Origin of the sequence: Halalkalibacter sp. AB-rgal2 (assembly GCF_041821005.1) — a bacterium.
In the GTDB taxonomy this organism is placed as follows: Bacteria; Bacillota; Bacilli; order Bacillales; family Bacillaceae_D; genus Halalkalibacter.
On sequence record NZ_JBGUAV010000003.1, the window covers coordinates 157374 to 170146 of the forward strand.

The 12773-nt window shown below is 38.8% G+C and carries 10 protein-coding genes; 1 reads left to right on the top strand and 9 read right to left on the bottom strand.

Annotated elements, in window-relative coordinates; genetic code table 11:
• Nucleotides 1–32: 32 nt before the first annotated feature.
• From mtaB to hemW, 8 genes are all read right to left on the bottom strand, one after another.
• Nucleotides 33–1373 (bottom strand): tRNA (N(6)-L-threonylcarbamoyladenosine(37)-C(2))-methylthiotransferase MtaB, encoded by a 1341-nt coding sequence (gene mtaB / locus ACERJO_RS03825; protein WP_373646608.1) that lies wholly within the window; start codon nt 1371–1373, stop codon nt 33–35.
• Nucleotides 1374–1378: 5 nt separating this feature from the next.
• Nucleotides 1379–2131: a 16S rRNA (uracil(1498)-N(3))-methyltransferase gene (locus ACERJO_RS03830; protein WP_247105067.1), complete on the bottom strand. Its 753-nt coding sequence runs from the start codon at nt 2129–2131 to the stop codon at nt 1379–1381.
• 17 nt (nt 2132–2148) lie between these two features.
• On the bottom strand, nt 2149–3087 hold the full coding sequence (gene prmA, locus ACERJO_RS03835; RefSeq protein WP_247105068.1) for a 50S ribosomal protein L11 methyltransferase: 939 nt from the start codon (nt 3085–3087) through the stop codon (nt 2149–2151).
• 32 nt (nt 3088–3119) lie between these two features.
• Complete coding sequence (gene dnaJ, locus ACERJO_RS03840) at nt 3120–4229, bottom strand: molecular chaperone DnaJ (protein ID WP_247105069.1); 1110 nt, start codon at nt 4227–4229, stop codon at nt 3120–3122.
• Nucleotides 4230–4433: 204 nt separating this feature from the next.
• Nucleotides 4434–6266, bottom strand: a complete 1833-nt coding sequence (dnaK, locus tag ACERJO_RS03845; RefSeq protein ID WP_247105070.1) for a molecular chaperone DnaK — start codon at nt 6264–6266, stop codon at nt 4434–4436.
• A gap of 41 nt (nt 6267–6307) precedes the next feature.
• Nucleotides 6308–6868 carry a nucleotide exchange factor GrpE gene (grpE, locus tag ACERJO_RS03850; RefSeq protein ID WP_373646611.1) on the bottom strand — a complete coding sequence of 187 codons (561 nt, stop codon included), beginning with the start codon at nt 6866–6868 and terminating at the stop codon, nt 6308–6310.
• A 119-nt stretch (nt 6869–6987) separates the two neighbouring features.
• Nucleotides 6988–8013: a heat-inducible transcriptional repressor HrcA gene (gene hrcA / locus ACERJO_RS03855; RefSeq protein ID WP_247105072.1), complete on the bottom strand. Its 1026-nt coding sequence runs from the start codon at nt 8011–8013 to the stop codon at nt 6988–6990.
• Between the two features lie 91 nt (nt 8014–8104).
• Nucleotides 8105–9256 (bottom strand): radical SAM family heme chaperone HemW, encoded by a 1152-nt coding sequence (hemW, locus tag ACERJO_RS03860; protein ID WP_247105073.1) that lies wholly within the window; start codon nt 9254–9256, stop codon nt 8105–8107.
• Between the two features lie 337 nt (nt 9257–9593).
• Here hemW and ACERJO_RS03865 point away from each other — a divergent pair, with 337 nt between their 5' ends.
• Entirely contained in the window at nt 9594–10589 is a 996-nt protein-coding gene (locus ACERJO_RS03865; RefSeq protein WP_247105074.1) for a DUF3231 family protein, read from the top strand.
• Nucleotides 10590–10829: 240 nt separating this feature from the next.
• On the opposite strand, the gene lepA is transcribed toward ACERJO_RS03865, so the two are convergent.
• The gene (lepA, locus tag ACERJO_RS03870) at nt 10830–12650 is read right to left on the bottom strand and encodes a translation elongation factor 4 (RefSeq protein ID WP_252120711.1); all 1821 of its coding nucleotides are present in this window, start codon (nt 12648–12650) and stop codon (nt 10830–10832) included.
• Nucleotides 12651–12773 lie beyond the last annotated feature (123 nt).

Sequence of the window (12773 nt, forward strand, 5' to 3'; positions counted from 1 at the left end):
CGCTAAAACTAAGTGCGTTAGATTTACTTACATTAAGTTATTTCAATCGGCTCATTATCTATAACTCGAACAAACTCACCTTCATTGTATGGGTATCCGGGCTTGGTCACTTTTATCTTCACAAGCTTGCCGATCAAAGCATCGGATGCAGGAACTTTCACCTTAAGGTAATTATCAGTATAGCCAATATACAAGCCACTTTCCTCATTTTCCTTATCGCGTTCTTCAAGTATCATTTCAAGAACTTCCCCATCGAACTGGGTAGCATATTCCTTTGCTAGTTGATGAGATAGCTCAATTAATCGATGGACTCGTTTATTTTTAATTTCCTCATTCACCTGATCATCCATTCGTGCCGCAGGTGTTCCCGTTCTCTTCGAATAAGGAAATACATGTAGTTCACTAAATTTGTGCTTAGCAATAAATTGATACGTCTCTTCAAATTCTTCTTCTGTTTCACCAGGAAAGCCAACAATAACGTCTGAAGTGATCGCCACACCTGGCATGATTTCCTTTAAACGTTTTATTCTTTCAGCAAAGAAAGCCATCGTATATTTCCGACGCATCCGTTTCAATACCGTATCTGAACCTGATTGCAGTGGAATATGCAGGTGGCGAACAACCTTTTCTGACTGATCAATGACTCGAATCACTTCATCTGTTAATTGACTTGCCTCAATAGAAGAAATTCGAATTCGCTTTAATCCTTGTATTTGTTCCAGATCCTTTAATAGTCGTGCCAAGCTATAATCCTTTAAATCCTCACCGTAACCACCAGTATGAATTCCCGTTAGTACAATCTCCTTATAGCCTGCTTCCACGAGCTGAGTAGCTTGTTTCATTACATCTTCTGGATCACGCGAACGCATTAGACCACGTGCCCACGGGATAATACAAAATGTACAAAAGTTATTACAGCCCTCTTGAATTTTTAATGAAGCACGAGTGCGATCTGTAAAAGCCGGTACATCTAATTCCTCATACACTCTAGACTTCATTATATTCCCTACACCATTGATTGGCTCGCGTTTTTGCTTGAATTCTTCAATATAATCAAGCATTTTTATACGATCTTGTGTTCCAACGACAATATCAACACCTGGTATCGCCATAATCTCAGCAGGAGATGTTTGTGCATAACAGCCCGTAACACAAATAACCGCATCAGGATTTTTACGAATCGCGCGTCTGATGACTTGACGACTTTTCTTATCACCTGTATTCGTAACCGTACAGGTGTTTATTACATATACATCCGAAATTGCTTCAAATTCAACTTTTTCATAACCTGCTTGCTGAAATAATTGCCATATCGCTTCGGTTTCATAATAATTCACTTTACAACCTAATGTATGAAAGGCAACCGTGCCCATGTTCTTCACCTCATTAATTCAAAATGATACGAAATAGCAGAAAGTGCATACATTGCTGCCGTTTCTGTTCTTAATATACGTGGTCCAAAGCTACAAGGAACAGCCTCTTGTTCCTGCAGTTTCTCCACCTCTTCCTCAGATAATCCACCTTCTGGACCAATGATGATAAGCAACCGTTGGCCTTTTGTTAATTCTTGAAGTGTATTAGCAAAATAGGTATGATCCTGCTCCTTCGCTACTTCTTCATAGGCAATGACCGTTCTATCATAATGTTGAACCATTTTCAAAAGTTCTGTAAACGGTATAAAATCAGCAACATACGGAATTTTTTCACGATACGCTTGCTCTGCTGCTTCCTTTGCAATTTTTTCAAGCCGCTCTCGTTTTTTCATTGCTTTCTTTCGATCCCATTTCACAATCGACCTTGAAGCAGCAAACGGTTGGAATGTATGCACTCCGAGCTCTGTTCCCTTCTGAATGATCCAATCTAGCTTATCCGCTTTCGGTAATGCTTGAGCAATTGTCACCTCAATGGGAAGTTCCGTGTTCGGTTGAATTGCTTCGTCTATAACGGCTATAACTTGTTGATCTGACATGTCTTTAATTGTGCAACGAACCGTGCGAGATGCATTATTACTACATACAATTACGTCACCAATAGACATCCGCATCACCTTAGAGATATGTTTAACATCTTCTCCAGTTATGCTTACCTCATTATCCTTCATTTGTTCAGGTAATACAAAATAGCGCTGCATTTCATTTCCTCGCTTTATTAAGCTTTTGTCGCAACAAGTGCAACCCAATCTTCCATTTCGACGACTTCTTTGATGATAAATCCACCTTGTTCTAATGATTTTTTTACATCATCTTTTTTTCTTTTTATAATCCCTGAAGTAATAAATGTCCCATTTTGCTTAAGAACCGCTGCCGCATCTTGAACAAATGTCATAATAACCTCTGCTAATATGTTAGCAATAACTAAATCATATTCGCCAGAGATTCCCTCTAATAAATCATTTTGCTCAACACGAACGATAGAAGAGACTTCATTTCCACCGATATTCTCTTTCGCGCTCTTCACAGCAACATAGTCTAGATCTAATGCTAAGACTTCTTTAGCCCCAAGCTTTGCCGCAGCGATACTTAACACTCCTGACCCCGTTCCTACATCTATGACGGCTGCTTGACTCGTTAAATACTTTTCTAATGCCTGTATACAAAGAACCGTTGTTGGATGCGTTCCGGTACCGAAAGCCATTCCTGGATCTAATTCTATAATCATTTCATTATCTGTAGCCTCATACTCTTCCCAAGTAGGCTTAATTGTTAGTGAATGAGAGATGCGAATAGGTTTGTAATATTTCTTCCAAGCAGTTGCCCATTCTGTCTCATCCACTTCAACCAAATGAACCTTATTCTGTCCTAATTCGATATCATACTGAAGGAGTCCATTAACGGACTCCTTAATACCATCGATTGTGTCAGTTAGAAAACTGTTTACAGGAAAATACGCTTTAATCATTACCCCATCTTCAGGATAATCATCAGGAGAGAGTTGGTATATTTCTCCGAAACGATCGCCCCAATCTTTTACTAAATCACTAGGGTCTTCAATTACTACACCGCTTGCCCCAGCTTCATGTAAAATATGACAAACTGGCTCCACCGCTTCTTCACTAGTATGAATACTAAATTCTGACCATTTTAACATCCAACTCACTCCTTAACATAAGCTATATAAGCTTATTCCCCTTTAAATGCTCGCTTTACCTTCGCAAAGAAGCTGTCATTTTGTTCATCTGGCTGACCACCTGTCATTTGCGAAAACTCACGTAATAAGTCTTTTTCCTTCTCAGTTAAGTTCTTTGGTGTCACTACACGGATTTTCACATGCTGATCACCTTGACCCCGCCCGTGTACGTTAGGTACCCCTTTACTTCTCAGGCGAAAATTCGTCCCCGTCTGTGTTCCAGCCGGAATTTTCAATTTCACTTTACCAGTTAAAGTTGGTACCTCAATTTCATCACCGAGCGCTACTTGGGCAAATGTTAACGGCATTTCACAGTAAATGTCATCACCTTCACGTTCAAAAAATTCATGCGTTTTCACATTAAATACAACAAATAAATCTCCTGGAGGTCCACCATTAGAACCAGCTTCCCCTTGTCCGGATACTCGTAGTTGTTGGCCGTGATCAATTCCTGCAGGGACTTTAACGCTAATTTTTTTACGTTTCTTCACTTTACCTTGCCCACCACAAGTTGAGCACTTATGTTTAATTTGCTTACCTGTACCGTCGCAATAATGACAAACTCGACGGTTTACAACACGTCCAAACGGTGTATTCTGTTCAACATTTAGCTGTCCTGATCCACCACAATGCGAACATGTTTCAGGTTTAGTTCCTGGCTTTGCTCCAGAACCTGAACATGTTTGACACGTTTCTTCTCGCGGAATTTCTATTTCTGTTTCTTTTCCAAATACTGCTTCCTTAAACTCTAACGTCATCGTATATTGTAAATCCGCTCCTTGACGAGGTGCATTCGGATTGCGACGTCCGCCGCCACCAAAGAACATATCAAATATATCGCCAAAGCCACCTCCAAAGTCTCCTCCTCCACCAAATCCTTGATTTGGATCTGTATGACCAAATTGATCATAGTGAGACTTCTTCTGAGGATCACTTAATGTGTCATACGCCTCTTTTACTTCTTTAAACTTTGCCTCAGCATCCGCTTCTTTATTGACGTCTGGATGATATTTACGCGCAAGCTTGCGATACGCCTTCTTCACCTCATCAACTGAAGCATTTTGATCAACACCAAGGACTTCATAGTAATCTCGTTTACTCATGTCATCCACTCCCGATTCTATTCCATAACGTTCATCTTACCACCTTACAAACCCTTTTCGCAATAAGAAAAGTAACAGTTTGTTACTTACTCGATTTCTACATTTATCAAAAGCATTAGAACTACGACAAAAATATCCTTTTCACATATCCTCTTAGAAAAAGTCAAAGTCAACTACGTTGACTTTGACTTATGTGAAAGGTGATTATTTCTTTTCTTCGTCATTCACTTCTTCATAGTCAGCATCGACAACATTATCATCCGCTTGTTCAGCTTGACCTTCAGCACCTTGTGCTTGTTGAGCTTGTGCAGCAGCCTGCTCATACATCTTTGTTGTAAGAGCTGTTACTACCTCTTGTAGCTCATCTTTTGCAGTACGGATTTCTTCAATGTTATCAGCTTCAATCGCTGATTTCAGCTTATCTTTTGCTGCCTCAGCCTTCTCTTTTTCACCTTGATCAATGTTTTCTCCTAAATCGTTGATCGTTTTTTCTGTTTGGAAAACAAGCTGATCTGCTTCATTTCGAAGCTCAACCTCTTCACGACGCTTCTTATCTTCCTCTGCGTTCGCTTCAGCATCCTTAACCATTTGATCAATTTCTTCATCAGATAATCCCGAAGAAGAAGTAATCGTAATTGATTGTTCTTTGTTTGTCCCTAGATCTTTCGCCTTAACATTTACAATCCCGTTAGCATCAATGTCAAACGAAACTTCAATTTGTGGTACACCACGTGGTGCTGGTGGAATATCTGATAATTGGAATCGTCCCAGTGTTTTATTATTTGCTGCCATTTCACGTTCACCTTGCAGAACATGAATATCAACAGAAGGCTGATTATCGGCTGCCGTTGAAAATACTTGTGATTTTGATGTTGGAATCGTCGTGTTACGCTCAATCAACTTCGTAAATACGCCACCCATTGTTTCAATTCCTAATGAAAGTGGTGTAACATCTAGTAATACAACGTCCTTAACATCTCCAGTTAACACGCCAGCTTGAATAGCAGCACCGAGCGCGACTACTTCATCAGGATTTACCCCTTTGTGAGGATCTTTCCCAGTAAGACTTTTAATCGCTTCTTGTACAGCAGGAATACGTGTTGAACCCCCAACTAATACAATTTTATCAATTTCACTTGCAGATAGACCTGCATCCGATAATGCACGACGAGTTGGCTCAAGTGTACGTTCAACTAAATCAGCAGAAAGCTCTTCAAACTTAGCACGACTCAAAGATAACTCTAAATGTTTCGGTCCTGTTGCATCAGCTGTAATAAAAGGTAGTGAAATTTGTGTTTGTGTTACACCAGATAAATCTTTCTTAGCTTTTTCTGCTGCATCCTTCAAACGTTGCATCGCCATTTTATCTTGAGAAAGATCGATACCATTATCTTTCTTAAATTGCTCCACAAGATAGTCGATAATAACCTGGTCAAAGTCATCTCCACCAAGCTTGTTATCTCCAGATGTTGCTTTAACTTCGAAGAATCCATCTCCTAATTCAAGAATGGACACATCAAACGTACCACCACCAAGGTCATAAACAAGTATCGTTTGATCATCTTCCTTATCAAGACCGTAAGCAAGCGCAGCCGCTGTTGGTTCGTTAACAATACGATCCACTTCTAAACCGGCAATTTTCCCAGCATCTTTTGTTGCTTGACGCTGTGAATCATTGAAATAAGCAGGTACTGTAATAACAGCCTTCGTTACTTTTTCACCTAAGTATTCTTCTGCATCAGATTTAAGCTTCTGTAAAATAATTGCAGAAATTTCTTGAGGAGAATACTCTTTTTCTTCAATACTCTCCTTATGGTCTGTACCCATATGACGCTTAATCGAAATAATCGTATTTGGGTTTGTGATTGCTTGACGCTTTGCCACTTCCCCCACTTGGCGCTCTCCATCCTTAAATGCAACAACAGATGGTGTCGTACGGTTACCCTCTGGATTTGGGATAACAGTTGCTTCTCCACCTTCCATCACTGCCACGCAAGAGTTCGTTGTACCTAAATCGATACCAATAATTTTACTCATTATTATTGTTCCTCCATTCGTTTACTAGATTTATTTCATTTCTAAGCATTAACCTTAACCATCGCTGGTCGTAGGACTCTGTCTTTTAGCTTGTAACCTTTTTGCAATTCTTCCACAATTTTACCAGATTCAAACCCGTCTTCTTCCACTTGCATCACCGCTTGGTGAAGATGAGGATCAAACGTTTGGCCCTCTGTTTCAATTACCGCCACACCTTCATTATTTAATGTGTCTTGTAATTGACGATAGACCATTTCCATCCCTTGTAATAGAGACTTCGTTTCGTCTGATTCAGGATTTACTAATAAAGCACGTTCGAAGTTATCTAATACAGGTAATAATGATTCAATAACGACTTGTGATCTATATTTAGCCGCTGCTTCTTTCTCTTCACGAGAACGGCGTCTGAAATTATCATAATCTGCTTGAGTACGTAATAGTCGATTATTTAATTCATTGATTTGTGCTTCTAATTGTTCATCTTTCGACCCTACGACTTCAGCTTCAGCCTCCACTGCTTCATCGCTATCATGCTCTGCATCAGCAATTGGTTCTTGCTCAGCTTTTGTCTCCTCAACCGTTTGTGTTTCTTTTTCTGCCATCTCGTTCACCTCCTAAATAAAATACATGAATCTTATGTATGTTGAAAGACGACATAGTGAAATGTCAAAAGACGTCTTTATTGCCTTTTGACATCCTTACTATGTTATCATTTCTCCAATTAACGATACAAGTTTGTTAATAGTTTTGTTAAATCTTTCGATAGTGTATCTACAACACCAATCACTCGTCGATATTCCATTCTTGTTGGACCTAATATTCCAATTGTGCCCATTTGCTTACCACCAATTGAATACGTTGCTGTAATCAAACTACAATGATCAAACGCTTCAAGTTGATTTTCTTCACCTATTTTAACTTGTACACCGGTATGAGGTGTTTTTAAAATTTGCAACATAGTGGCATCTTCTTCCAGCATATTAAGAAGCATGCGGATTTTTTCAACATCCTTGAATTCTGGTTGTGTGAGTAAATTCGTCTTACCACTATAGAATAGCTTCTCATGTTTCTCCATTTCAAATGAAGCCATAAGTAATTTCATGACATGTTCATAATTTTGGACATGTGTTCGTAACACATCTGCGACTTCATATTGAAGCTTCTTTCTGAGTTTGTACAACGGAACTCCCTTTAATCGTTCATTTAAGATATTCACCGTTCTTTCTAACTCAGCAGCTTCAATTCCATCAGGAATAGCGATTGTTTGACTTTCAACATGGCCTGTGTCAGTCACAACAATAACAGTTGCCGACACTTTACTTAACGGAATGATCTGAATATTAGTCAATGAAGTCTCAAACAATTCAGGCCCTAGTACAACAGAAATATAACTTGTCATACTCGATAATACGCGAGCAGAATGTTGGATGACTTCCTCTAACTCCCGTATTCGTTCATCAAAACCAGAACGAATATCAAATCGCTCTGCGGTTGTTAAGTGATGAGGTAACAACAAATGATCCACATAAAACCGATAACCTTTCTGAGAAGGTATACGACCCGCGGAGCTGTGTGGTTTCTCTAAGAAACCTAATTCTTCTAAGTCTGCCATATCATTACGAATCGTAGCTGGGCTAAACGTAATATCCTCACGCTTAGAAATGCTTCTTGATCCAACAGGTTCAGCAGAACGGATATAATCGTCAACGATTGCATGTAGAATGAGCAATTGTCTCTCTGTTAACATCCCCTCACCACCTCTGTTAGCACTCAATCTATTCGAGTGCTAAATCTAATGATAAATTACCAAATGGACTGTCATTTGTCAATAAAAACACTCAATTAATTGATTGTTCCTCTAGAATCGCAATAAATTGTTCGAATACTTCATTGCCTAAAAGTAATCCATCAGCTGTTAGTTGAATGCGATCTACAGATTCGAATAAAAGCCCTCGCGCTTGTAGTGTATGAAGTTGTTTCGAAAAACAATCGTGTATAGACATACCAAATTTAACCTGGAATTCATCTTTACTTACACCTTCTAATTTTCGCAACCCTAAAAACATTTGTTCTTCAATTTGCTCCACTTTACTCACGTGATGAATAGATACGGTCGGTACGTCTCCTTGCCCAATCGCACGTAAATACTTCGGTAATGGACCATGGTTTTGGTAACGCACGCCATTTAAATAACCATGAGCACCTGCACCAAAACCAAAATATTCTTCATTGTTCCAATAAACGAGATTGTGCTGACTTTCAAAGCCTTCCTTAGCAAAATTACTGATTTCATATTGTGCCAGCTTCGCTTTCGCCGTCACCGCTCGTAAATTTTTGTACATTTCCACCTCATCCTCTTCTGGAGGAAGTGTTAATTTCCCTTGACGCTTTCTATTAAAAAAAATCGTCTTCTCCTCTACCTTCAACGAATAAGCTGATACGTGTTCAATCTCCAACGCTAAAGCTTCCTTTAACGTTTGACGGAAATGCTCCGGTGTTTGTTTCGGTAAACCGAACATTAGATCTAGAGAAATATTCTGAAACCCTGATGCTCTTGCACGCTCTACTGCATCGTACACACTGCTCCGATTATGAGTTCGTCCAATTTCCTTCAATAGTTTTTCGTCAAAGGTTTGAACACCCATGCTTAATCGGTTCACGCCGAAATCCTTTAAGATCGTTAGCTTTTCATCATCAATGCTGTCAGGATTCACTTCAATTGTAAATTCACGAAGATGATCCAAGTCCATCATTTGCTGCATCCCTTTTAAAAGTCGTTTTAATTGCTTCGCTGACAAAGCTGTTGGTGTTCCCCCACCAATGAAAATCGTTTCCAACGAGCAAGAGGATACGTCAGAGCGCTTCATTTCAGTTAATAGGGCTTCAATATATTCGTCCACTGGCTGATTTTTTAAATAGACTTTGTTAAAATCACAATAATAACAAATATGCTCACAAAAAGGGATATGAATATATGCTGCTTTTACCACCAGATCCCTCCTTTCATTCATGTTGAAGAACATTGGAATTTTAGACAAATCTTTTCAAGCTGACAGGGGTGTCCCGAGTGGAACACCCCCCCATATGATTGAATCATCCATAGATTGAATAGCCATAAGCTCATTTCACTTACAAAATTGTATCTCCATTTGTATTCTAAAGTATCCAACCAAATCTAGCAACTAAATGATTTTATTAAGGTTGAAATGCTTCCCTTATATGAATTATAAAATACCCCAATTAGGATCAACACCTTTACAGGCCAATACATAAATATGTAAATTATAGACAAAAATATATTTATTCGTAAAAATAGGAGGTAATAAAGTGAGTGAGCATATTAGGTTAACTGCGGCAGAAATCGGTTCTCTATGGTCAAGTTATATGACCGAAAGCGCAAGTATTCCCATGTTAAAGTACTTTCTTGCTAATGTAGAAGACTCAGAAATTAAATCAATCATTAATTTAACATTGACTACCTCACAGAATCACTTAATGGAATTAAAAACTATATTTAAGCGTGAAGCGTTTCCAATTCCAATAGGCTTCTCATTAGAAGATGTAAATTTGAATGCTCCCCGATTATTTTCTGACACATACTTTCTATACTTCATTAGAAGCTTAAGCAAAGCTGGAATTGCATCAAATGGAGCAGCCCTTTCCACTGCTGCACGAGAAGATATTAGAAAGTTATATAACAAATACTTAGTCGACGCTGTAGCAATTGAAGGTGCCACAAAACAATTATTACTAACTAAAGGTATATTTGTTCGTCCCCCACATCTGCCTACCCCGAAGGAGCCTGAATTTGTTAAAAACGAAAAGTTCCTAAAAGGTTGGTTTGGAGAAAAAAGACCGTTAACAGCAGAAGAAATTACCCACATATATTTGAATTATAATAATAATATACATGGCAAGTCTCTATTACTTGGATTTGCGCAAACCTCTCAATTTGAAAAAGTGAAAAGACACTTTTTAAGAGGGGTAGAATTATCGAAAAAAATTATAAGTGAGTTACAAACTCTTTTAGAAGAAAGTCATTTACCTGCGCCTATGACTTGGGATGCTGAAGTTACAGATAATACAGTTCCTGTTTTTTCGGATAAACTTATGATGTTTCAAACAAATACATTAACAGCTATGTCGTTAGCTAATATAGGCGGTTCTATGGCATTAAGTTTCCGCAGGGATATTGCTGCGAAATATTCAAAGCAACTGGTCAATGTCGGTCTTTATGCTGAAGATGGTGCAGAGCTAATGATTAATAACGGTTGGTTAGAGCTTCCACCTATCTCTGCTAATCGAAAGGATTTAATAAACTAAAATGTTGAGCATAGTCGCATTCGGAAAGGAATTTGTTATGATTGCCTATTCTACACCTCGGAGTATCGCACAACCAATTATCTTTTTTTGAAAAAATCCCAAATAAAAACAGTACTCCAATGTTAGGTTAGTCCGACATATTGGAGTGCTGTTAAGTTTGAAATCTATGTTTCGTACAGGTTGAACACACTGTTTATTCTAAAGAAATACGAATCATCCTATTAGTTTCTTCTTAATACTTTAATCATCCATACGCAAAACAGCCATAAAGGCTTCCTGCGGCACTTCGACATTCCCTACTGATTTCATCCGTTTCTTACCTTCTTTTTGCTTTTCAAGTAGCTTACGTTTACGAGAAATATCGCCACCGTAACATTTTGCCAATACGTTCTTACGAATCGCTTTAATCGTTGATCTGGCAATAATTTTCGTTCCTATACTCGCTTGAACCGGAACTTCAAATTGTTGACGAGGAATTAATTCCTTTAACTTTTCAACGATTACCTTTCCACGCTCAAATGCAAAATCACGGTGAACGATAACAGAAAGAGCATCAACCTTCTCAGCATTAAGTAGAATATCCATTTTAACGAGCTTTGATGGTTTATATCCAATTAATTCATAGTCAAATGATGCATACCCTTTCGTACTTGATTTCAATTGATCAAAGAAATCATAGACGATCTCCGATAAAGGAATTTCGTACACTATTTGTACGCGTATATCATCTAAATATTGCATATCAATGAATATACCGCGCTTCCCTTGGCAAAGCTCCATTATCGCCCCAACAAATTCATTTGGTACCATAATTTTTGCTTTCACATACGGCTCTTCCACTTGATCAATCTTTTGTGTATCAGGCATATTAGAAGGGTTATCAATCGTTACCTCTTCCCCACTTGTCGTCAATACTTTATAAACCACACTTGGTGCTGTTGTAATTAACGTAATGCCAAATTCACGTTCAATCCGCTCTTGTATAATTTCCATATGAAGAAGCCCTAAGAAGCCACAACGGAAACCAAAGCCTAATGCTTGAGATGTTTCGGGCTCATATTGTAACGAAGCATCATTTAATTCTAAACGCTCCAGTGCTTCTCTTAAATCATTGTAATCATTTGTATCAACTGGATATAGACCACAATAAACCATCGGGTTCATACGTCGATATCCAGGTAATGGCTTATCTGCTGGTCTAGTTGCCTCAGTTATCGTATCCCCGACACGTGTATCACCTACATTTTTAATAGACGCCGTTAAAAATCCAACATCTCCAACCGTTAATTCGTCACGTTTCTCAGCCTTTGGAGTAAAGACTCCAATTTCTTGGACTTCAAACTCCTTACCCGTTGCCATCATTTTAATCTTCTGGCCCGGCTTAACCGTTCCCTCAACAATTCGTATATAAGCAATAACACCCCGATACGAATCATACAATGAATCGAAAATTAACGCTTGCAATGGCGCTTGTGGGTTACCTTGAGGTGCTGGAACAAGCTCTACGACTTGCTCTAATATTTCCTCAATCCCTATCCCGTTTTTCGCTGATGCTAACACAGCACCTGATGCATCCAATCCAATCACATCTTCAACCTCTTGTTTCACTCGATCAGGCTCAGCACTTGGTAAGTCAATTTTATTTATGACCGGTAGAATTTCCAAATCATTATCAAGCGCCAAATAGACATTCGCTAATGTTTGCGCTTCAATTCCTTGAGCCGCATCAACGATAAGCAACGCTCCCTCACAGGCCGCTAAACTACGTGACACTTCATATGTAAAATCGACATGTCCAGGCGTATCAATTAAATGAAATATATATTCTTCCCCATCTTGAGCCTTATACGTTAACTGAACGGCATTTAACTTAATTGTAATTCCTCGTTCACGTTCTAAATCCATTGCATCTAGCGTTTGATCTTTCATTTCACGGTCAGTCAGTGCACCCGTCTGCTCCAAAATTCGGTCAGCAAGTGTTGATTTTCCGTGGTCAATGTGCGCGATAATAGAAAAGTTCCGTATCTTTGATTGCCGCGCTAACCGCTGTTCATTATTCATCACATAATCACTCCTACAAAATCGTACAGAACATCACTCTGTATTATACCTTTCACCCACCTATCTATCAACTAAGAATAAAAGCTACTGAAAAACAAAACTTCTTCAGTAGCTTCAATCATA